Origin of the sequence: Streptomyces tateyamensis, from assembly GCF_003205575.1 — a bacterium.
GTDB lineage: Bacteria > Actinomycetota > Actinomycetes > Streptomycetales > Streptomycetaceae > Kitasatospora > Kitasatospora tateyamensis.
In genome coordinates this window covers 1-21,668 of record NZ_PYBW01000013.1, presented here as the reverse complement: position 1 = coordinate 21,668, position 21,668 = coordinate 1, and the positions used below count along the sequence as shown (strand labels likewise).

The window sequence follows — 21,668 nt, the reverse complement described above, 5'->3', positions numbered from 1 at the left end:
CCACCGCGCCGGGACCCCGTTCGGCGGGACCGGCCGGTAGCTTCGGGGGCATGCATGCAATCACGATTCCCCAGCCGGGCGGACCCGAGGTCCTGACCTGGGCCAAGGTGGCCGATCCCGTCCCCGCCGAGGGCGAGGTCCTGGTCGAGGTGGCCGCCACCGCCGTCAACCGGGCCGACCTGCTGCAGCGCCAGGGCTTCTACCCGCCGCCGCCCGGCGCCCCCGAGTACCTGGGGCTGGAGTGCTCCGGCCGGATCGCGGCGCTCGGGCCCGGAGTGTCGGGCTGGGCGGTCGGCGACGAGGTCTGCGCGCTGCTGGCGGGCGGCGGTTACGCCGAGCTGGTCGCGGTGCCGGTCGGCCAACTGCTGCCGATCCCGCGCGGACTGGGCCTGGTGGCGGCCGCCGCGCTGCCCGAGGTGGCGGCCACGGTCTGGTCCAACGTGTTCATGGTGGCGCACCTGCGGGCGGGGGAGACGGTCCTGCTGCACGGCGGGGCGAGCGGGATCGGGACGATGGCGATCCAGTTGGCGAAGGCGGTCGGGGCCACGGTGGTGGTGACCGCGGGCAGCGAGAAGAAGCTGGCGCGGTGCAAGGAGCTGGGCGCCGACGTGCTGGTCAACTACCGCGAGCAGGACTTCGTGCAGGCGGTGGGGGAGGCGACCGGCGGGCACGGGGCGGACGTGGTGCTGGACATCATGGGCGCCAAGTACCTGTCGCGGAACGTGGACGCGCTGGCGGTCTCCGGCCGGCTGGTGATCATCGGCCTGCAGGGCGGGCGCAGCGCCGAGTTGGACCTGGGCACGCTGCTGGCCAAGCGCGCCGCGGTGGTGGCCACCTCGCTGCGCCCGCGTCCGCTGGCCGAGAAGGCGGCGATCGTGGCGGCGGTGCGCGAGCACGTCTGGCCGCTGGTGGAGTCGGGCGTGGTCAAGCCGGTGATCGACCGGGTGCTGCCGCTGGCCGAGGCGGGCGAGGCGCACCGGGCGCTGGAGGCGGGGGAGCAGGTCGGCAAGGTCGTGCTGCAGGCCTGAGGAGTGGTCAGGCCCTGGGCCGCGGCACCGGGCGACAGGCCGGCGCAGCGGTCCAGGGCCTGCTGGAGCCCCTCGTCGGTCTGCGGCGGCGCAGACCCGTACCGGGTGGCGGGTTCAGCGGGCGGCGCGCTCGCGCAGCAGCTGCGCCCGCTGCGGGCTGCCCAGCCATTCGTCGGTCAGCAGGGCCCAGACCTCCTTGTCGTGGCGGATCCCGTTGTGCGGGTAGTACGAGCGGCGGACGCCCTCCAGGGTCAGGCCGGCCCGCCGGGCGACCGCGCGGCTGCGGTCGTTGAGGGTGCTGCTCAGCCACTCCACCCGGTGCAGGCCGCGCTCGACCAGGGCGTACTCGATCAGCTCCCGGACGCCGGCGGAGACCAGCCCGAGCCCCTCGCCGGCCGGCTCCACCCAGACCCCGATCTCGGCCCAGCCCTGGACGGCCTCGAAGTGCGGGAACATCACGCCGCCGACCAGCGTGCCGTCCAGCCAGATCCCGTAGATCCGGCCGGTGTCGGCGGCGGCCCGGTCGGCGTACCGCTGCAGGGTGGCCCTGGCGGAGGCCAGGTCGGTGCTGAGGGCGGCGAAGCCGATGAACCTGTCGAGGTTCTCCCGGGCCCGGTCCATATGGGCCAGGAACTCCGCGGCGTGCCAGGGCTCAAGCGGGCGCAGCTCGGCGGGCAGGGTGTCGGAGAGCGGTACGGCGAACACGGGCGGCGGCCTCCTGAAGTACATAACAAGCGTTTGGTACGTGGCGGCCCAGACTAGTGCCATGGCACTGGCTGCGGAAGGGTGCTGTACGAAATGCCCGGAGTGTCGGTCTATGTGACGCTGGACCCGAGCTGTCCCGCCGCCGCTGCCCGCCCGGGTGCCGGCCGTCGGAAGGACGTCGTCCGTGGCCATCCCCGCGCTTCCTCCGCGTTCCCCGCGCCACCGCTCCCGCCGCCTCGCGGCCGCCGTCGTCACCGCTCCGGCCCTGCTGGCCCTGGCGCTGCCCGCCACCGCCCAGGCCGCAGCCGGCTCCGTCGCCCGCCCGCTGCCCAGCGCGCAGAGCGGGACCGGGGTGGTCGACCGCACGGCATTGCGCCCGATGCCGCAGCCGTCCGCCGGGACCGCCGCCACCGGGGCCTCCGCCGACCCCGGCCCGAGCGCCTCGACCGGCACCGGCCCGACCGCCTCCGCGCCCCCCGGCGGCGCGATACCCAGCGGGGCGCCGAGCACCGATACCCCCGGCGCGGCCCCGAGCGCCACACCGACGCCGCCCGCCACGGCCGCACCGACGCCGTCCGGCACCCCCGCTGCCACCGCGCCGCACCCCGGCGCGACGCCCGGCACCCCGAGCGGGTCGGCCGCCCACCCCAGCCCGTCCGGTACCGCCCGCGCCGTCCCGGCGGTGGTGCCCCCCGCCGATCCCCCCGCTGCTCCTCCTGCCGATCCGCCCGTCGATCCGCTCGGGAGCGCCCCGCTCGCCGCCGATCCGGACCCGGAGCAGGCCGGCGAGGCGACCGCGGACCAGGACTCGGCGCAGCGCCCCGACCCGCTGCCCGCGGCCGAGGACACCGCCGACCCGGCCGCCCAGGACACCCCGGCGGCCGAGCCCGCCGCCCCCGTGCAGGCCGCCGCCGCGGCGCTGCTGCCCCCGGTGGCCGCGACCCAGCTGCAGTGGTCCCGACCGGCCGCCCTGGTGCTCCCGCTGGGCACCGGGCTGCTGCTGATCGGGTTGGGGCTCGGGCTGATCGGACTGCGGCTGCGGCGGCGCTGACCGCCCGCGCGCGGGGGCGTCGGCGGTCGCGTCACGGCAGGTCGGTTGACCCTTCGAAGCGTCGAAGCATATGAAGGGGTTATGACGAAGCCGCTGAATGAACGGCCCGAGCAAGAGCCGTACCAGCAAGCCGGGCGATCGGACGGGGCTGGAGAGAGTCCGCAGGTGCTGATCGTCGGCCCGGACGGGATGGCGGTGGGGACCGCCGCGGGCGGGCGCGCCTTCGCCCGCAACGACGAGGAGGGGGAGCGCCGCGAGCTGCCGGTCACCGAGATGGTCGAGCAGCCCGCCAAGGTGATGCGGATCGGCAGCATGATCAAGCAGCTGCTGGAAGAGGTCCGGATGGCCCCGCTGGACGAGGCCAGCCGGGCCCGGCTGAAGGACATCCACGCCAGTTCGATCAAGGAGCTGGAGCTGGGCCTGGCGCCCGAGCTGGTGGAGGAACTGGAGCGGCTGTCCCTGCCGTTCACCGAGGACTCCATCCCGACCGAGGCCGAACTGCGGATCGCGCAGGCCCAGTTGGTCGGCTGGCTGGAAGGCCTGTTCCACGGCATCCAGACCGCCCTGTTCGCCCAGCAGATGGCCGCCCGGGCGCAGTTGGAGCAGATGCGGCGGGCCCTGCCGCCCGGCTCGCTGGGCGAGCACGAACTGGACGAGCCGGGCGAGGGCCACGGCATCCGTTCGGGTCCGTACCTGTAAGCCCTACCGGCGGTGGCAGCCTGAGCCACCGTCGGCACCGCGCCCCTGCGGGCTGTGCCGGGGCGCGGTGCCGATACCCTGGCGCCGGGTAACCCGAGCACATCACCATGTCGCGCGACCGGCCGGCCCGGGCCGAGGGGGAAGCAGAGACCATGAGCGAGGACGGCACCGGAGTGGACCAGCCGCAGGCGCAGCTCCCATCTCTCGGCAACGGGCGCTACGTACTGCAGCACCTGCTGGGCCAGGGCGGGATGGCCTCGGTCCACCTGGCCCACGACACGGTGCTCGGCCGCCCGGTGGCGATCAAGACGCTCCACACCGAGCTGGGCCGGGAGGCCTCGTTCCGCGAGCGGTTCCGCCGCGAGGCGCAGGCGGTGGCCCGGCTGCAGCACACCAACATCGTCACCGTCTTCGACAGCGGCGAGGAGGTCGCCCCGGACGGGGCGACCGTGCCGTACATCGTCATGGAGTACGTCGAGGGCCAGTCGCTGCGCGACGTGCTCAACCAGGCGATCGCCGAGCACGGTGCGATGCCCACCGAGCAGGCGCTGAAGATCACCGCCGCGGTGCTGGCCGCCCTGGACGTCTCGCACGACCAGGGCCTGGTGCACCGGGACATCAAGCCGGGCAACGTCATGGTGAACACCAAGGGCGTCGTCAAGGTGATGGACTTCGGCATCGCCCGGGCCATGCAGTCGGGGGTCTCCTCGATGACCCAGACCGGCATGGTGGTCGGCACCCCGCAGTACCTCTCGCCGGAGCAGGCGCTGGGCAAGAGCGTGGACGCCCGCTCGGACCTCTACTCGGTCGGCTGCATGCTCTTCGAGCTGCTCACCGGCCAGCTGCCGTTCGACGGGGACTCGCCGTTCTCGATCGCCTACAAGCACGTGCAGGAGGAGGCGCCGGCTCCCTCCGGGCTGAACCGCGCGGTCAGCCCGGCGGTGGACGCGCTGGTGGCGCGCTCGCTGCGCAAGGACCCGGCGCACCGGTTCCCGACCGCCGAGACGATGCGCGAGGAGGTCGAGCGGGTCGGGGCCGGCGAGAAGGGCGGGGCCGCGCCGCTGGTCGCCTCGCCGCTGGTGATCAGCGAGGGGCCGCGGGCCAACCACTCGTCCTCGCTGGCCAACTTCCCGCCGGTGGCCGGCGACATCCGCACCCCCACCCCGCAGGTGCAGCAGCCGTACCAGCCGCCGCAGGCGCCGCCGTACGGCCCGCAGACCCCGCCGCCCCAGCCGCAGTTCCAGCAGCAGCCGTACCGGACCCCGGCCCCCCAGCCGTACCGGACCCCGGCGCCGCAGCCCTACCCGACGCCGGCCCCGCAGCCCTACCAGACCCCGCCGGCCTTCCCGCAGCAGGCGGCGCACACCCCGGCGCCGATGCCGATGCCGACCCAGTTCGCCCCGGTCAAGGCGAACAGCAACAGCGGCTGCTCCACCGCGCTGGTGGTGGTCGGCGTGATCGTCGGCCTGATCGTGCTGGTCGTCATCATCCTCGCCATCGTGGCCACCCGGACCACCGGTTCCAGCAGCCTGCCCGCGGTGCAGACGGTGCTCACCCAGCTCCACCCGGGCCCCGTGCCGAGCTGACGCATTCGGGGGTCCGGCGCCCCAGGCGGTAGCGTGCTGGGAAGCGAATCGAAAGGGCGACCGCGAGCGGCGCGCGCCCGGGGCGAGGAGTAATGGCACAGACGCAGCAGCCGGGTGACGGCGAGGAGGAGCGCACCGCCTCCTCGGACGGCGGACCCGACGCCCGGGACGAGGCCGTCACCTCCGAGATGCCGCAGCCCCCGGCCCCCGAGGCCGAGGACACCACCGCGGCCCGCCCGATGGGCCAGAGCCCGGGCGCCCCGTACGGCAGCACGGCCACCGCCGGCCGGGGCGTGGCGGCCGCGCTGGGCACCCTGGGCGAGGGCCGCTACCGGATCACCCACCGGCTCGGCCGCGGCGGCATGGCCGAGGTGTTCGCCGCCCAGGACATCCGGCTGGGCCGCACCGTGGCGGTCAAGCTGCTGCGCCAGGAGCTGGCCCAGGACGACGTCTCCCGGCAGCGGTTCACCCGGGAGGCGCACTCGGTCGCCTCGCTCAACCACCACTCGATCGTCGCGGTCTACGACACCGGCGAGGAGCTGGTGGGCGGGGAGTCGACCCCGTACATCGTGATGGAGCTGATCGAGGGCCGCACGGTGCGCGAGCTGCTGGTGGCCGAGGAGGCCCCGCCGGTCGACCAGGCGCTGATCATCATCGCCGGGGTGCTGGAGGCGCTGGACTACAGCCACCGGCACGGCATCGTGCACCGCGACATCAAGCCGGCCAACGTGATCATCACGACCACCGGCGCGGTCAAGGTGATGGACTTCGGCATCGCCCGGGCGCTGTCCGGCGGCGCCACCACGATGACCCAGACCGGCATGGTGATGGGCACCCCGCAGTACCTGTCGCCGGAGCAGGCCCTCGGCAAGCCGGTGGACCACCGCTCCGACCTGTACGCGGCCGGCTGCATGCTCTACGAACTGCTGGTGCTGCGCCCGCCGTTCACCGGTGACACACCGCTCTCGGTGGTCTACCAGCACGTCCAGGACCCGCCGGTGCCGCCGTCCCAGGCGCACTCCCGGGTGCCCTGGCAGCTGGACGCGCTGGTGCTGCGGGCCCTGGCGAAGAACCCGGACGAGCGGTTCCAGAGTGCCGACGAGTTCCGCGCCCACGTGCAGCACGCGCTGCGCGAGATGCACGGCGGCGGCTACCCGGCCGGCGCCGGCACCCCGCCCGAGGGCACCGCGGTCACCGCGGTGCTGGGCGGCCTGCCGGCCGCCGAGCGGACCACCGTGCTGCCCTACGGCAGCGCCCCGCAGGGCGGCTACCCGCCGGCCGGCGGCGGGTACGGCGGCGGTGGCGACCACGGTGACGGGGACGGCTACGAGGAGTACGACGGGCCGCCGCCCGGCTCCGGCAAGCGCAAGGGGCTGGCCTGGGCGGCCGGCCTGCTGGTGCTGGCCGCGGCCGGGGTCGGCATCGCGGTGGCCGCCAACGGCAGCCACGGCAGCTCTGGCACGCCGACCGCGCCGAGCCTGCCGGCCACGGTCAGCCAGTCGCCGACGGACGACACCAGCGCGCCGACCAGCGCGCCGACCCCGTCCTACTCACCCAGCCACAGCCACAGCCCGAGCTACCAGCCGACCGACGTGCCGCCGACGGCCACCGCGACCGGGCGGCCCAGCCGGTCCGGCTCGCCGAGCGCCAGCTCCAGCGCGTCCGCCAGCTCCAGCCCCAGCGCCTCGGCCTCGGCCAGCGGTTCGGCCAGCTCCACCGCCTCGCCGACCGGCGGCCACACCCAGAGCGCGCCCCCGCCCACCACCGCCAGCCCGCTGCCCTGACCGGGGCTCAGTTCACGAACGCGTCGAGGACCTGCTCGTACTCCTGGCACCACCAGACCGTCTGCGCGGCGGCGGCCGGGAAGAGCGGGTCCGCGCGCGGGTCGGCGCGCTGGTAGCGCCAGCGCAGCATCCAGAAGTCGTTCAGCCGCTCCCACCAGACCCGGTGCACCGCCAGCCGCAGCTCGGCGGGGCCGGCCCCGGCGGCCTGCCGGTAGCCGCGGGCGTAGCGGCGCACCCGGGCCAGGTCCAGCTCGCCGCCGACCGGGTGGTGGAAGACCAGGGTGGCGGCCCGCACCGCCTCCTCCGCCCGCGGTCGCACCCGCAGCCGGTCCCAGTCGAGCACCGCGGCCACCCGCCGGCCCTGGTAGAGCAGGTTGAGTCGGTGGAAGTCGCCGTGCACCCAGCCGGAGCGGCCGACCGCGGTGTCGGCGGGGCGGCGGTGCCGGTGCGCGGCCAGCAGGTCCAGCCGCTCGGCCAGCCGGCGCTCGGCCAGCCGGTCGAATGCGCCGTAGGGGTGGTGCCGCGCGGCCAGCCGGCGCAGCTCGCCGATCAGCGCGGCGGTGTCGGCCGGGTCCGCGGTGGGCACCGCCAGGGGTTGCACCACCGGGGCGCAGACCTGGGCGAGCGCGCCGTGCAGCCGACCGAGCAGCGCGCCCAGTTCGGTGCACTGCGTCAGGTCCAGTTCGGCGCCGGTGCGGTGCGATCCGGTCACCCACGGGTAGAGGGCGAACCGGCGCCCGTCCCGCTGGGTGACGGTCCGTCCGGCCCGGTCGGGCAGCGGCGGCGGCACCGGCAGGCCGAGGGCGGCGAGCTGGGCGGTGGCCCGGTGCTGGGCGGCGATGGTCGCCGGGGCGGCGGTGGCCGGCTCCACGTAGCACTTGAGGAAGTAGCGCCCGCCGGCGGTGCTGACCCGGTAGCCGCGGTTGAGCAGGCCCTCGGCCACCGGCTCCACCGCGAGCAGCGGGCCGGTGCGGTAGTCGCGCAGCAGCCGGGCGACGGTGGCCGCCGGCACCGGCGGGCTGAGGGTGCCGACCGGCGGGGTGTCGGTGTCCGGCCCGTCCGGGGCGGCGGGGTCGACCGGTACGGGGTCGACGGGGGGCGGCGGGGCGCCCGGCCGGGCGACCAGCATCTGACGCTCTGTCACGCTCGGTCATCGTAGCGCCACGTGAGGATCAAGGACCGGATGGCGGAAAATGACCGGTACTGAGCAGGGCCGGGCCGCCCGCTGACCGGCGGGTCGCGTGAACTGTCCGCGCAGACAGGGGAGTCGGGTACGGGGGTCAGGCCCGCGGGCTGCGGTCCAGCCGGGCCACGAAGGCGGCCGCCTGGGTGCGCCGCTCCATGCCCAGCTTGGCCAGCAGGCTGGAGACGTAGTTCTTCACCGTCTTCTCGGCCAGGTGCAGTTCGTTGCCGATCTGACGGTTGGTCATCCCCTCGCCGATCAGCTCCAGGATCCGCCGCTCCTGCTTGGTCAGCTGGGCCAGCCGCTCGTCCTCCTGCGCGCCGCCCTCGCGCAGCCGGGCCAGCACCCGGCTGGTGGCCACCGGGTCGAGCAGCGACTTGCCGGCCGCCACGTCGCGCACCGCGGAGAGCAGGTCGCTGCCGCGGATCGCCTTGAGCACGTAGCCGGCGGCGCCCGCCATGATCGAGTCGAACAGCGCCTCGTCGTCGGAGAACGAGGTGAGCATCAGGCAGCGGACCTCGGGCAGCCGGGAGCGGATCTCGCGGCAGACCTCGACCCCGTTGCCGTCCGGCAGCCGCACGTCGAGCACGGCCACGTCGGGGGAGACGGCCGGGATCCGGCTGAGCGCCTCGGCGGCGGTGCCGGCCTCGCCGACCACCTCGATGTCCGGCTCGTCGGCCAGCAGTTCGTGGACGCCGCGCCGCACCACCTCGTGGTCGTCGAGGAGGAAAACCCTGATTTGTCCGTTTTCGCTCACCGGCACATGCTCGCACACCACCTATCGGGGTGCCCCGGCGCACACCGCACTGCACGCCAAATTTGCCCGGTCAACCCCTTACGCAAGGCGCGCTGTACGGATAGCGTGCGCTGGTGTCCAGACGGCACCCCCAGGTCGGTCTCCCGCCACGAGCCCGAACCGGCCCCCACCCAAGGTCCGGGAACAACTAGGACGTCCTAGCGCAGGCGCGCCAACTGCGCCCGCTGGGTAACGTTCTCGTGGGACGCCGTCGGAGAAGGATCACCACCTGCCGCGTAGTAGGCGTGCACACCCCGCGCGCCGTGCGAGGAGGTGACCGGACCGGTCACCGGCGACCCCGGGCGGCCGGACAGACCGAGGAGTGAACGTGACCGTCAAAAGCACGTCGAGGGCGCGCAAGAAGGCCGCCCCCGGCGTCCCCGCAGGCTCCGGGACCGGCCAGGAGGCCCCCGTCGAGCTCATCCAACTGCTCACCCCGGAGGGCGAGCGGCTGGAGCACCCGGACTACCCGCTGATTGTGACCCCCGACGAGCTGCGCTCGCTCTACCGGGACCTGGTCCTGGTGCGGCGCTTCGACGCCGAGGCCACCTCGCTGCAGCGCCAGGGCGAGCTGGGCCTGTGGGCCTCGCTGCTCGGCCAGGAGGCGGCCCAGGTGGGCAGCGGTCGCGCGCTGCGGGAGAAGGACTACGCCTTCCCCACCTACCGCGAGCACGGGGTCGCCTGGTGCCGCGGGGTGGACCCGCTCAACCTGCTCGGGATGTTCCGCGGGGTGAACCACGGCGGCTGGGACCCGAACGAGAAGAACTTCCACCTCTACACCATCGTGATCGGCTCGCAGACGCTGCACGCGACCGGCTACGCGATGGGCATCACCAAGGACGGCACCGAGGACGCGGTGATCGCCTACTTCGGCGACGGCGCCTCCAGCCAGGGCGACGTCAGCGAGGCGTTCACCTTCGCCTCGGTGTACAACGCGCCGGTGGTCTTCTTCTGCCAGAACAACCAGTGGGCGATCTCCGAGCCCACCACCAACCAGACCAAGATCCCGCTGTACCGCCGCGCGGCGGGCTTCGGCTTCCCTGGCGTGCGGGTGGACGGCAACGACGTGCTGGCCTGCCTGGCGGTCAGCCGCTGGGCGCTGGACCGTGCCCGCAGCGGCTCGGGTCCGGTGCTGATCGAGGCGTTCACCTACCGGATGGGTGCCCACACCACCTCGGACGACCCGACCCGCTACCGCAGCAGCGAGGAGACCGAGGCCTGGAAGGCCAAGGACCCGATCGCCCGGCTGAAGGCGCACCTGGAGCGCGAGGGGCTGGCCGACGAGGCCTTCTTCGCCGGCATCGAGGCCGAGAGCGAGACGATGGGCCTGCGGGTGCGCGAGGGCGTGCGCTCGATGCCCGACCCGGACCCGACCCTGATCTTCGACCACGTGTACGCCGAGCCGCACGCCCTGGTGGCCGAGGAGCGGGCCGAGTACGTCGCGTACGCGCAGTCCTTCGAGGGTGGGGAGTAGCCCGATCATGTCCAAGCTCACCATGTCGAAGGCCATCAACGAGGGCCTGCGCAGTTGCCTGGAGACCGACCCGAAGACCCTGATCATGGGTGAGGACGTCGGCAAGCTGGGCGGCGTCTTCCGGGTCACCGACGGGCTGCAGAAGGACTTCGGCGAGGACCGGGTGATCGACACCCCGCTCGCCGAGTCCGGCATCGTCGGCACCGCGATCGGGCTGGCGCTGCGCGGCTACCGGCCGATCGTGGAGATCCAGTTCGACGGCTTCGTCTACCCGGCCTTCGACCAGATCGTCACCCAGCTGGCCAAGATGCACGCCCGCGCGCTCGGGCACATCAAGCTGCCGGTCACCGTGCGCATCCCCTACGCGGGCGGGATCGGTGCCGTCGAGCACCACAGCGAGTCGCACGAGGCGTACTTCGCGCACACCGCGGGCCTGCGGGTGGTCACCCCGTCCAACCCGGACGACGCGTACTGGATGCTGCGCCAGTCGGTCGAGAGCGACGACCCGGTGATCTTCCTGGAGCCGAAGGCCCGGTACTGGGACAAGGCGGAGATCTCCGCGGCCCCGGCGCTGGACCTGCACGCGGCCAAGGTGGTCCGGCCGGGCACCGACCTGACCCTGTTCGCCTACGGGCCCACGGTCAAGACCTGCCTGGAGGCGGCCGCGGCCGCCGAGCAGGACGGGCACCGGCTCGAGGTGGTGGACCTGCGCTCGCTCTCCCCGGTGGACTTCGCCACCCTGGCCGAGTCGCTCAAGCGCACCGGCCGCGGGGTCGTGGTGCACGAGGCACCGGTCTTCATGGGCATGGGCGCCGAGCTCGCCGCCCGGCTGACCGAGAAGTGCTTCTACCACCTGGAGGCGCCGGTCCTGCGGGTCGGCGGCTACTACGCGCCGTACCCGCCGTCCCGGGTCGAGGAGCAGTTCCTGCCCGACCTGGACCGCGTGCTGGACGCCGTCGACCGCGCGCTGGCGTTCTGAGAGGAGTGGAGATGACCACCGACGTTCGCTCGCTCCGTGAGTTCAAGATGCCCGACGTGGGCGAGGGCCTGACCGAGGCCGAGATCCTCAAGTGGTACGTGCAGGTCGGCGACACCGTCACCGACGGGCAGGTCGTCTGTGAGGTGGAGACCGCCAAGGCCGCCGTCGAGCTGCCGATCCCGTTCAACGGGACGGTCGAGGCGCTGCACTTCCCGGAGGGTGCCACGGTCGACGTGGGCACCTCGATCATCGCGGTCGCGGTGGCAGGTGCCGCTCCGGCCGAGGCCGTCCCGGTGCCGGCCGCCGCTCCGGTCGCGGCTGCGGCTGCTGCCGCTGCCGCGGTGGAGGCCGAGCCGGCCCGGCGCGAGCCGGTGCTGGTCGGCTACGGCCCGCGCACCGGTGGCGGGCAGCGCCGGGCCCGGCGCACCGCCGCCGCCGTCCCGGCGCCCGCCCCCGTGGTGGCCGCGCCCGCGCCGGCCCCGGTGGCGGCCGCTCCGGTGGCCCCGGCGACCGGCGAGCGCCCGCTGGCCAAGCCGCCGGTGCGCAAGCTGGCCAAGGACCTGGGCGTGGACCTGAGCCTGGTGGTGCCGACCGGCCCGGACGGGATCATCACCCGCGAGGACGTGCACGCCGCGGCCGCCCCGGTTCCGGCCCCGGCGGCTTCGACGGTCCCGGTAGCCCCGGCGGTCGAGGCGCCCGTCGCGGCCCCGGCCCCGGTGCTGGGCACCGGGCTGGACGTGCGCATCCCGGTCAAGGGCGTGCGCAAGGCGACCGCGCAGGCGATGGTCGCCTCCGCCTTCACCGCCCCGCACGTCACCGAGTTCGTCCAGGTCGACGTCACCCGGACGATGAAGCTGGTCCGCTCGCTCAAGGAGAGCGGCGAGCTGGGCGCCGGGGTGCGGGTCTCCCCGCTGCTGCTGGTCGCCAAGGCGCTGCTCACCGCGGTGCGGCGGTACCCGGAGATCAACGCCGCCTGGGACGAGGCCAACCAGGAGATCGTGGTCAAGGGCCAGGTCAACCTGGGCATCGCGGCCGCCACGCCGCGCGGCCTGATCGTGCCCAACATCAAGAACGCCGGCGCGCTGACCCTGCCGGGGCTGGCCACGGCGCTCGGGGAGCTGATCGACACCGCCCGCCAGGGCCGGACCGCCCCGGCGGACATGTCCGGCGGCTCGATCACCATCACCAACGTCGGCGTCTTCGGCGTCGACACCGGCACCCCGATCCTCAACCCCGGCGAGGCCGCCATCCTGGCCTTCGGCGCGGTGCGGGAGCTGCCCTGGGTGCACAAGGGCCGGGTGGTGCCGCGTCAGGTCACCACGCTGGCGCTCTCCTTCGACCACCGCCTGGTCGACGGCGAGCTGGGGTCCCGGGTGCTGGCCGACACGGCCGCGATCCTGGAGCACCCGAAGCGCCTGATCAGCTGGGGCTGACCCCGGGTCAGCCGCCACCGGGCCCCGCACCTCACCGAGGTGCGGGGCTCAGTGCTTGTCCGCTGATCAGGTGAGATGTTCAGCAGAAAGTCGGCTCATCGGTACGGGCGGGGTACGTCTTGGCGACCCCCCACCCGAGCGTCCGCCGGGTGACCGGAGCACCGAGGACCGTCAGCATGACGTCTGGCAACCCTGGCCGTCTCGTCCGGAGCCTGGCCGCACTCGTGCTGCTGGCCGCAGCGGTGCTGCCCGCCGGCGTGGAGCTGGTGGGCCCGGCCCCGTTCGGTGCCTTCGGGCCGCCCGCCGACCGGGCGCTGCCGCCGCAGGGCGCGGCGGGCCGCCGGGCGGCGGCGCAGCACGGCGAAGCCCCCGCGCCGACCGTGGACATACGCCGCACCGGCGACCCGGCCAACCGGATCACCCTGGTGCTGCTCGGCGACGGCTACACCGCCGACCAGCAGGAGCTCTTCCACCAGCAGGCCGACCAGGCCTGGCGGGCGCTGCTGGAGATCGAGCCGTTCCGCACCTACCAGGACTTCTTCAACATACGCAGGGTCGACGTGGTCTCCCCGAGCGCCGGCATCGCCGAGGCGGACACCCGTGGCCGGCGCCCCGGCACGCCGCTGGGCATGCACTTCTGGTGCGAGGGCACCGCCCGGCTGCTCTGCGCCGACGAGGCCGCCACCGCCCGGTACGCCGGCGCCGGTTCCGGCCCGCAGTACCTGATCGCGCTGGCCAACTCCACCGAGTACGGCGGGGCCGGCGGCACCGGGGTGACCACCCTGGCCGGCGGCAGCCCGGAGGCCGGGCGGATCATCCAGCACGAGATCGGCCACACCGTCGGCGACCTGGGCGACGAGTACGACAGTGCCCCCGACGACACCGACTACCCCAACCTGTCCGGCCAGAACGCCGACATGATGCTGCGCGAGCACACCAAGTGGTGGCGCTGGCTGGGTGCCCAGTCTCCGGACGGCGGCGGCCTGGTGGGCGCCTACCGCAGCGCCAACGGGATCTACCGGCCGACCGAGGACTCGGTGATGCGCACCCTGGGCGGCGCCTACAACCTGCCGTCCCGGGAGGCGATCGTCGAGCAGCTGTACCGCCGGGTCACCCCGGTGGACGGCACCGAGCCGGTGGCCGGCCCGGTGGTGGGCCGCCCCCGCCTGGTGGTGCGACCGCTGCGGCTGACCGGCGGGCGCAGCCTGCAGGTGGAGTGGAAGGTGGACGGCAAGCCGGTGCAGCCGCAGTCCCCGGACCACACCTGGTACGACCCCGCCGCCCTGCCCCTGGCCCCGGGTCAGAAGGTGACGGTGAGCGCGACGGTGCGGGACACCACCGACTGGGTGCGGGACGAGGCGTTCCGGGAGCAGCGGATGACGCGCACGGTGAGCTGGGTGCTGACGGGGTGAGCCGGCCGGGTGCGGCGGCGGCTGGATTCCGCCCCGTGCTCCGTACCCGACGGAAGTATCCAATGATGGGATGACTAACCTGGTGCCACTATGACCGTGGACCCCGCCAGCGCCACCCGCTCCCCGTCCCTTCCTGGTCCCCGACTCCGTCCCACCGAGCCCGCCCCGGCCGTGCCCGCCCAGCCCGGTGCGCCCGCGGCCGAGCTGGGGCCTCCCGGCGGCCGGGCCGCCTGGTTCGCCTGGGGCATCGCCGTCACCGTCTACGTGCTCGCGGTGATCCACCGCACCAGCCTGGGCGTGGCCGGCCTGGACGCCGCGCACCGCTACGGCGTCGGCGCCTCCGCGCTCTCCACCTTCTCGATCCTGCAGGTGCTGGTCTACGCGGCGATGCAGATCCCGGTCGGCCTGCTGGTGGACCGGTTCGGCCCGCGCCGGGTGCTGCTGGCGGGCGTGGTGCTGCTCAGCGCGGGACAGCTGGCCTTCGCGCTCAGCACCTCCTTCGGCCCGGCCCTGGCCTCCCGCGCGGTGCTCGGCTGCGGCGACGCGATGACCTTCATCAGCGTGCTGCGGATCGCCGCGCGCTGGTTCCCGCCGGCCCGCAACCCGCTGGTGGCCCAGCTCACCGGCCTGGCCGGGATGGGCGGCAACCTGGTCACCACCGTGGTGCTCGCCCAGGCCCTGCACACCGAGGGGTGGACCGCCACCTTCACCGCCACCGCGCTGCTGGGCACCGGCGTCTTCGCCCTGGTCGCGCTGCTGCTGCGGGAGGCTCCGGCGCAGGGCGGCGCCCCGGTGGTCCGGGTGGTGGACCGGCTGCCGGTGCGCGCCCAGATCCGCGAGTCCTGGCGCGAGCCGGGCACCCGGCTGGGCCTGTGGGTGCACTTCACCACCCAGTTCCCCGGCAACGCCTTCGCGCTGCTGTGGGGGCTGCCCTACCTGGTCGAGGGCCAGGGGATGAGCCGGGCCCAGGCGGGCGGGCTGCTCACCCTGCTGGTGTTCAGCAACATGTTCTTCGGCCTGCTGTTCGGCCGGCTGCTCTCCCGGGGACCGGCGGCCCGGATGCCGATCGTGCTGACCGTCATCGCGGCGACCGGCCTGAGCTGGGCGCTGGCCCTGGCCTGGCCCGGCGGCCGGCCGCCGCTGTGGCTGCTGGTGCTGGTCCTGTTGGTGATGGGCAGCAACGGCTCGGCCTCGCTGGTCGGCCTGGACTACGCCCGCTCGCACAACCCGGCGCGCCGGCTCGGCACCGCCTCCGGGATCGCCAACATGGGCGGCTTCCTGGCCACCATGATCACCCTGTTCGGCATCGGGGTGCTGCTGGACGCGGTGACCAGCGGCGGCGGGAGCAGCTACTCGGCCGGCGACTACCGGCTGGCGTTCTGCTGGATGTTCGTCCCGCTGCTGCTGGGCACCGCGATGATCCTGCGGCTGCGCGCCGAGGTCGAGCGGTCCTGACCCGGCGTCAGGGCATCAGCGTGAAGTTGTCCAGGATCCGGTCGGCCAGCTCGGTGTCGCCGTCCACCTTGAGCGAGCCCGGCGGCAGCTGGCCGGCCCTGGTCCGGCCGGCCGCCAGGCGCAGGTAGCTCTCCCAGTCCAGGGTGAACTGCACATCCGGACCGAGGCTGATCGAGGAGTCCAGGCTGCCGCGCCCCGCGGCGTCCACCCGGACGGTGCGCAGGAACTCCATCGGGCCGGTGACGTCGAAGGCGACGGTGCTGCCCGCCGGGGCGCCGGCCAGCTTGGCCACCACCTTGGGCAGCCCCTCCAGCAGCAGGTCCCGGGTGACCAGGGCGGCGGGGGAGTCGAGGTTGCCGGGCAGCTGCAGCGCCCGGCGCAGGTCCTGCTCGTGCACCCAGACGTCCATCGCCCGCAGCCGCAGCAACTGGTGGTAGGGCAGCTCGTAGCCGAACGGGCCGGCCGGGAAGCGGACCACGTCGTCCGGCCCGGTCGGGGCGTTGCGCAGCGCGCGGGACCGGCGGATGATCACGTACTCCAGCTCGGAGGTCATCTCCGGCGCCGTGTGGCAGCGGCGCTTGTCCACCGGGAGCTCCAGGTAGCGGGAGAGCTCGTCCTTGATGTGGAACAGGTCGCTGGGCAGCGAGTGGATCGGCCGCGGGTCGCCGAGCAGCTCGGACTCCATCGCGATCACGTGCGAGACCACGTCCCGCACCGACCAGCCCGGGCACTCGGTGGGCCGGTTCCAGGAGTCGCCGGGCAGCGGAGCGAGCAGTTCCGATATGGACTCGATGGAGTGCGTCCAGGCGTCAATGTAGGTCTGCACGACCTGATTGTCGGTCACAGTTCCCTTATTCTCCGGCCATCCGTCGGCTGAACACCCGCGCGCCGGGGTGCTCGGACCGGGTATCCCGGCTTCCGGGCACACGCGCTAAGCGCACGTTACGCTGCCTGGAGAGAGCAGGGCAGCGCTTTCGGGTGACGATCGTAGGACTCTTGTCGTGGACGGTGGTAGTGTGCGCGCCTCATTGATCCAACTCGCCGTGTCCGATGCCGAGCCGGCGGCCGAACGGCGGGCCAGAACGGCCGCGTTGGTCCGGGCCCAGCAGGGCGCCGACCTGGTGGTGCTGCCCGAGCTGTGGCCGCTGGGCGGCTTCGCGTACGACAGCTGGTCCGACGGCGCCGAGCCGTTGGACGGACCGACGGCTGAGGTGATGTCAGCGGCCGCGCGGGCGGCCGGAGTCTGGCTGCACGCCGGCTCGATCGTGGAGCGCGACCCGGACGGGCCGGTCTACAACACCTCACTGCTCTTCGCGCCCTCCGGCGACCTGGTGCACACCTACCGCAAGATCCACCGATTCGGCTTCGACAGCGGCGAGGCGGTGGCCATGGGCGCCGGGCAGGAGATCGTCACCGCCGCCACCGACTTCGGCCGGCTGGGCCTGGCCACCTGTTACGACCTGCGCTTCCCGGAGCTGTTCCGGGCGCTGCTGGACGCCGGCGCCGAGCTGCTGGTGGTGCCGGCCGCCTGGCCCGAGCGCCGGCGCGAGCACTGGTCGCTGCTGGCCCGGGCCCGGGCGGTGGAGGAGCAGGCCTACGTGCTCGCCTGCAACACGGCCGGCACCCACGGCGGGGTCGAGCAGGCCGGGCACAGCGTCGTGGTCGACCCGTGGGGCCGGGTGCTGGCCGAGGCCGGGGCGGGCGAGCAGGTGCTCACGGTCGAGTTCGACCCGGCGGAGGTGGCCCGGGCCCGGGCCGACTTCCCGGTGCACCGGGACCGGTTGCTGGGCATCCCGGCGCCCGTGCAGCGCTGACGGCGCCGGTCCGGCGCCGAGGATGTGGACGTTCTGTGGGCAATCCTTGAGAGGATGACCCACGGAAGTGGTCCGGGTGAGTCCTGAAGGGGGTCGTGCCAGTGGTCGTCAGCGGTGTGGGACGCCTGCCGATCCAGCGCAACAGCCTGCGCGAGCAGATCGCCGGCGCGCTGCGGGAGGAGCTGATGGCCGGCCGGCTGGTGGCCGGCAGCAACTTCACCGTCAAGGAGATCGCCGAGCTGTACGGGGTCTCCGCGACCCCGGCCCGGGAGGCGCTCGTCGACCTGGCGGCCCAGGGCCTGCTGCGGGCCGAGCACCACCGCGGCTTCACCGTGCCCGAGCTCGGCTGGGCCGACTTCGTGGAGATCTTCGAGGCCCGGACCATGCTCACCGACGCCGCCTTCCGCCGGCTCGGCCGCCGGGTCACCGAGTACGACTGGTCCCGGCTGGGCCCACTGCGCCGGAGGGCTGAGGCGGCCGCCCGGGCCGCCCGGGCCGGCCAGCTCGACGTGCTGGTCGGCTGCGACCGGCGGTTCTGGCACGAGGTCTCGGGCTTCCTGGAGAACCGGCGGATCGCCGACTACCTGGACTGGCTGCGGGTGCAGTCCTGGATGTTCGCCGCCCCGTACCTGCGGGCCAGCACCGACCTGGCCGGCGTCTGCTGGGACCGGCACGTCGAGCTGGTCGAGCTGATCGCGGCCCAGGACCTGACCGGCGCGCACCGCACGGTCAACGAGTACAACCTGTTCACCGTGCGGCTGCTGGCCGAACTGGCGGGCGAGTCGGCCGAGTCGGTCGCGGTGCTGCCGCTGCTCACCGATGAGCCGGTGCAGACCCCGGCCGGACCGCCTCCGGCTCCGCCGCCGACTGCGGAGCCGGCTGCGGAGCCGGAGCCCGAGGAGGGGCCGGACGGCGCGGGCCGGCTACCGCAGTCCCGCGCCCTGCGGCCCGCGCCGCGCCGCACGCTGGGCCGGTAGGGTGGTTCGGACGTCGACCGCGGCCGGTCGGCGCCCTCCGCCATGCCCCGTCCCCGAGAGGAAGAGCGGCCCGTGGCCTGCGACCTCTGGCTCGTTCCGCTCGTCGACGTACTGAGCCACAGCCCTGAGAACCCGTTCCGCGAGGACCTCGCGGTCTACAACGCGGCGCTCACCGCGCACGGCCTGCCGCCGGTGCCGGTCTACCGCTTCGCCCCGGGGATCACCGGCTCGGTGGAGCCGATCGCGGCCTTCGACTACGACTCGCTGCACTTCCTGCGCCGGGCCTACCTGCTGCAGCTGACCGGGTTCCAGCTGACGCCGGTGGACGCACTGGGCGGCGACTACGAGCAGCTGCTGGAGATGTTCGAGTCCACCGCCGAGCACTCGCACCTGGTCTGGCACTTCGACCACGCCGGGGCCTACGTGCCGATCGAGTTCGAGGTCCCGCTGGTCGACCAGGCGCTGCTGTCCTCCGGCGGTCCGCTCGGGTCCTGCTACGGGCTGCTGCGCGAGCTGCAGGCGATCGCCCCCGCGATCGGGATCGACCCGCTGAACCCGCCGCAGCCGACCCGCCCGCTCACCCCGACCGGGTTGGAGCAGCCGTTCGCGCCGCCGCTGGACGACGTGCACCCGTACGCACGGGAGCGGCACGCCTGGGCCGGGCTGTACGCGGCGGCGACCCGCAGCCTGACCCAGGGCTCGATGGTCGTCTTCGCCTGAGCGCCTGAGCGCCTGAGCGCCTGAGCGCCTGAGCGCCGGGGAGACGGCTCCCCGGCGGTCCGAGGCCCCTGCGGTCCGGGGCCCCGGGGCTCACCACCCGCCGCGGCTCAGCGCAGCGGCCCCTCCGGCGGCCGCTGGCGCGGCATGGTGGGCCTGGTCCCCAGCGGCGGCAGCACCCGCACCTGGGCCGGGGTGCCGATCTCCGGCCGACCGCCCCAGCTGCCCGGCGCCTGGCTGGGCAGCTGGGTCATCCGGGCGCGGAATTCCAGCATCCACTCCGAGGTCTCGCTGCGGACCAGTTCGGAGACGTCCTCGCAGAACCGGCGCAGCACCCCCAGGCAGCGCTCGGCCGCCTCGCCCGCGGTGCCCTCGGTGGGGCCGAGCACCTCGCGCACGCACTCCGAGGCCCAGTCGAACTGGAACGCCTCCAGCCGGCGCTGCAGCGCCTGCCCGGTGCTCACGTCGCGCATCCAGCCGCTGCTCAGCCCGAACGCCCGGTCCGCCAGCAGGCAGCCACCGGCCAGCGCCAGCGAGACGTAGCCCCAGGCGCCGGCGTGCGGGAAGCGGCCGGTCAGCTGCACCAGCGGCAGGCTCACCCCGGCGACCCCGAAACCGGCCGCGCCGAGCCGCAGCAGCCGCGCCCAGCGCCGCTTCCACAGCCGGTCCCGGCGGTACCACTCGATCGCCTCGACGGCCCGCTCCTCGGACCACCGGTACAGCTCCTCCAACCGCTCGGCGGGCTCCCCCCAGTCCCCGAGCGGGAACTGGCGGGCACTCAGGTCGGCTCGCCGGCGCGTGGCGGCCCGGTCCCGGCCGGCAGCACCCGCCACGGCGGGCTGGTCCTCCTCACCGACCTCCTTGCCCCAGGGACTCTCCTCGGGCTGCATTTCGGGCTGGCTCACCTGTGGGGTCTCCCTTGACGGGCCTGACTGCTGCGACACGCACACTGCGACATGGACTGCACTGCATCAGGCACTGCCTGCACGGGGCACTGCCTACTGAGGCACTGCTGGGTATCCAACAGCACTTCTTACCGCCAAATGGCTGACCGCGTGGGCGCTTCCGCAACGATCGTTACCCGAAAGGGCGTCAGGAACCCGAGGTGAGCGGGTTGCGGAAGTCGGCGCGATTTCACTCTTCCGAGCGAGTGCACGGGGCGCCGTGAACCTGACCGGATCAACCGCTTGGCCGAACCGACAGTCGAACACCCACCTCAGCGGCCCGCAGCTGGAGCTTCGCACGGCCCGGTCGACGGGCCGCAACCGGCCACCGACTACCCTTGCCAACCGTGAAGGTCCTCGTCATCGGCGGCGGCGCCCGCGAACACGCCCTGTGCCGCTCCCTGTCCCAAGATCCTGCGGTCTCCGAGCTCCACTGCGCCCCGGGCAACGCCGGGATCGCCCGAGTGGCGACGGTCCACCCGGTCGACCAGCTGGACGGCGCTGCCGTGACCGAGCTGGCCCGCCGGCTGGCCGCCGACCTGGTGGTGGTCGGACCGGAGGCGCCGCTGGTGGCCGGTGTGGCCGACCCGCTGCGCGCGGCCGGCATCCCGGTCTTCGGCCCGTCCGCCGAAGCCGCCCAGCTCGAGGGCTCCAAGGCCTTCGCCAAGGACGTGATGGCCGGAGCCGGGGTGCCCACCGCCCGCTCCTACGTCTGCACCACCCCGGAGGAGGCCGCCGAGGCGCTGGACGCCTTCGGCGCCCCCTACGTGGTCAAGGACGACGGCCTGGCGGCCGGCAAGGGCGTGGTGGTCACCGCCGACCGCACCGCCGCGCTGGCCCACGCCGCCTCCTGCGAGCGCGTCGTGATCGAGGAGTACCTGGACGGCCCCGAGGTCTCGCTGTTCGCGATCACCGACGGCACCACCGTGCTCCCGCTGCAGCCCGCGCAGGACTTCAAGCGCGCCCTCGACGGCGACGCCGGCCCCAACACCGGCGGCATGGGCGCCTACTCCCCGCTCCCGTGGGCCCCGGCCGGCCTGGTCGAGGAGGTGCTGGAGACCGTGCTGCAGCCCACCGTGGACGAGCTGCGCCGGCGCGGCACCCCGTTCTCCGGCCTGCTCTACGCGGGCCTGGCGCTCACCTCCCGCGGCACCCGGGTGATCGAGTTCAACGCCCGGTTCGGCGACCCGGAGACCCAGGTGGTGCTGGCCCGGCTGCGCACCCCGCTGGCGGGCGTGCTGCTGGCCGCCGCCAACGGCACGCTGGCCGACCTGGAGCCGCTGCGCTGGGACGAGGGCGCCGCGGTCACGGTGGTGGTGGCCGCCGAGGGCTACCCGGCCGCGCCGCGCTCCGGCGACGTGATCGAGGGCCTGGACAAGGCGGAGGCCGCCGACGGCACGGTCTGGGTGCTGCACGCGGGCACCAGGCTGGACGGCGACGACCGGGTGGTCAGTGCCGGCGGCCGGGTGCTCTCGGTCACCGCGACCGGCAGCACGCTGGCCCAGGCCCGCGAGCGGGCCTACGCGGGGGTGGCCGAGATCAGCCTGGACGGTTCGCAGCACCGCACCGACATCGCGCTCCAGGCGGCCCGGCAGGACTGACCCGCGCACCGGAAAGGGCGCTGCCGGCCC

At 74.2% G+C, this 21,668-nt stretch carries 19 protein-coding genes; 14 read left to right on the top strand and 5 right to left on the bottom strand.

Annotation, left to right across the window (positions count from 1 at the left end; genetic code table 11):
• Positions 1–50: 50 nt before the first annotated feature.
• The gene (locus C7C46_RS03990; RefSeq protein WP_110665747.1) at positions 51–1,028 is read left to right on the top strand and encodes an NAD(P)H-quinone oxidoreductase; all 978 of its coding nucleotides are present in this window, start codon (positions 51–53) and stop codon (positions 1,026–1,028) included.
• A 114-nt stretch (positions 1,029–1,142) separates the two neighbouring features.
• On the opposite strand, the gene C7C46_RS03985 is transcribed toward C7C46_RS03990, so the two are convergent.
• Complete coding sequence (locus C7C46_RS03985) at positions 1,143–1,733, bottom strand: GNAT family N-acetyltransferase (RefSeq protein ID WP_110665745.1); 591 nt, start codon at positions 1,731–1,733, stop codon at positions 1,143–1,145.
• Positions 1,734–1,917: 184 nt separating this feature from the next.
• Here C7C46_RS03985 and C7C46_RS03980 point away from each other — a divergent pair, with 184 nt between their 5' ends.
• From C7C46_RS03980 to C7C46_RS03965, 4 genes are all read left to right on the top strand, one after another.
• The gene (locus C7C46_RS03980) at positions 1,918–2,784 is read left to right on the top strand and encodes a hypothetical protein (RefSeq protein ID WP_110665743.1); all 867 of its coding nucleotides are present in this window, start codon (positions 1,918–1,920) and stop codon (positions 2,782–2,784) included.
• Between the two features lie 81 nt (positions 2,785–2,865).
• Positions 2,866–3,483 (top strand): bacterial proteasome activator family protein, encoded by a 618-nt coding sequence (locus C7C46_RS03975; RefSeq protein ID WP_110665741.1) that lies wholly within the window; start codon positions 2,866–2,868, stop codon positions 3,481–3,483.
• 152 nt (positions 3,484–3,635) lie between these two features.
• Positions 3,636–5,069, top strand: a complete 1,434-nt coding sequence (locus C7C46_RS03970; RefSeq protein ID WP_110665740.1) for a protein kinase domain-containing protein — start codon at positions 3,636–3,638, stop codon at positions 5,067–5,069.
• Between the two features lie 92 nt (positions 5,070–5,161).
• Positions 5,162–6,853, top strand: a complete 1,692-nt coding sequence (locus C7C46_RS03965) for a protein kinase domain-containing protein (RefSeq protein ID WP_281278517.1) — start codon at positions 5,162–5,164, stop codon at positions 6,851–6,853.
• A gap of 7 nt (positions 6,854–6,860) precedes the next feature.
• Here C7C46_RS03965 and C7C46_RS03960 read toward each other — a convergent pair whose 3' ends face one another.
• Together C7C46_RS03960 and C7C46_RS03955 are read right to left on the bottom strand one after the other, a co-directional pair.
• Positions 6,861–7,997: a phosphotransferase gene (locus tag C7C46_RS03960; protein WP_245984120.1), complete on the bottom strand. Its 1,137-nt coding sequence runs from the start codon at positions 7,995–7,997 to the stop codon at positions 6,861–6,863.
• 136 nt (positions 7,998–8,133) lie between these two features.
• Positions 8,134–8,793 carry a response regulator gene (locus tag C7C46_RS03955; protein WP_110665893.1) on the bottom strand — a complete coding sequence of 220 codons (660 nt, stop codon included), beginning with the start codon at positions 8,791–8,793 and terminating at the stop codon, positions 8,134–8,136.
• 367 nt (positions 8,794–9,160) lie between these two features.
• Here C7C46_RS03955 and pdhA point away from each other — a divergent pair, with 367 nt between their 5' ends.
• The 5 genes from pdhA (at position 9,161) to C7C46_RS03930 (ending at position 15,585) form a co-directional block, all read left to right on the top strand.
• Positions 9,161–10,306, top strand: coding sequence for a pyruvate dehydrogenase (acetyl-transferring) E1 component subunit alpha (pdhA, locus tag C7C46_RS03950; RefSeq protein ID WP_220040552.1), 1,146 nt, complete (start codon positions 9,161–9,163; stop codon positions 10,304–10,306).
• 7 nt (positions 10,307–10,313) lie between these two features.
• Positions 10,314–11,285 (top strand): alpha-ketoacid dehydrogenase subunit beta, encoded by a 972-nt coding sequence (locus C7C46_RS03945; RefSeq protein ID WP_110665734.1) that lies wholly within the window; start codon positions 10,314–10,316, stop codon positions 11,283–11,285.
• Positions 11,286–11,296: 11 nt separating this feature from the next.
• Positions 11,297–12,718, top strand: coding sequence for a dihydrolipoamide acetyltransferase family protein (locus C7C46_RS03940; RefSeq protein ID WP_110665732.1), 1,422 nt, complete (start codon positions 11,297–11,299; stop codon positions 12,716–12,718).
• A gap of 176 nt (positions 12,719–12,894) precedes the next feature.
• Entirely contained in the window at positions 12,895–14,130 is a 1,236-nt protein-coding gene (locus C7C46_RS03935) for a M64 family metallopeptidase (RefSeq protein WP_146258977.1), read from the top strand.
• 90 nt (positions 14,131–14,220) lie between these two features.
• Positions 14,221–15,585 carry an MFS transporter gene (locus tag C7C46_RS03930; protein ID WP_110665728.1) on the top strand — a complete coding sequence of 455 codons (1,365 nt, stop codon included), beginning with the start codon at positions 14,221–14,223 and terminating at the stop codon, positions 15,583–15,585.
• Between the two features lie 7 nt (positions 15,586–15,592).
• Here C7C46_RS03930 and C7C46_RS03925 read toward each other — a convergent pair whose 3' ends face one another.
• Positions 15,593–16,429, bottom strand: a complete 837-nt coding sequence (locus C7C46_RS03925; RefSeq protein ID WP_110665726.1) for a maleylpyruvate isomerase family mycothiol-dependent enzyme — start codon at positions 16,427–16,429, stop codon at positions 15,593–15,595.
• 172 nt (positions 16,430–16,601) lie between these two features.
• On the opposite strand from C7C46_RS03925, the gene C7C46_RS03920 reads away from it, so the two are divergent.
• From C7C46_RS03920 to C7C46_RS03910, 3 genes are all read left to right on the top strand, one after another.
• On the top strand, positions 16,602–17,399 hold the full coding sequence (locus C7C46_RS03920) for a carbon-nitrogen family hydrolase (RefSeq protein ID WP_110665723.1): 798 nt from the start codon (positions 16,602–16,604) through the stop codon (positions 17,397–17,399).
• Between the two features lie 95 nt (positions 17,400–17,494).
• Positions 17,495–18,376, top strand: a complete 882-nt coding sequence (locus tag C7C46_RS03915) for a GntR family transcriptional regulator (RefSeq protein WP_342775368.1) — start codon at positions 17,495–17,497, stop codon at positions 18,374–18,376.
• Positions 18,377–18,448: 72 nt separating this feature from the next.
• Positions 18,449–19,096 (top strand): hypothetical protein, encoded by a 648-nt coding sequence (locus C7C46_RS03910; protein ID WP_110665720.1) that lies wholly within the window; start codon positions 18,449–18,451, stop codon positions 19,094–19,096.
• Positions 19,097–19,203: 107 nt separating this feature from the next.
• Here the strand turns inward: C7C46_RS03910 and C7C46_RS03905 are convergent, their stop codons facing one another.
• Positions 19,204–19,998 (bottom strand): SLATT domain-containing protein, encoded by a 795-nt coding sequence (locus tag C7C46_RS03905; RefSeq protein WP_425470015.1) that lies wholly within the window; start codon positions 19,996–19,998, stop codon positions 19,204–19,206.
• A gap of 386 nt (positions 19,999–20,384) precedes the next feature.
• Here C7C46_RS03905 and purD point away from each other — a divergent pair, with 386 nt between their 5' ends.
• A complete protein-coding gene (gene purD / locus C7C46_RS03900) occupies positions 20,385–21,638 on the top strand; it encodes a phosphoribosylamine--glycine ligase (protein ID WP_110665715.1) in 1,254 nt (417 codons plus the stop codon).
• The last annotated feature ends 30 nt before the right edge of the window (positions 21,639–21,668 follow it).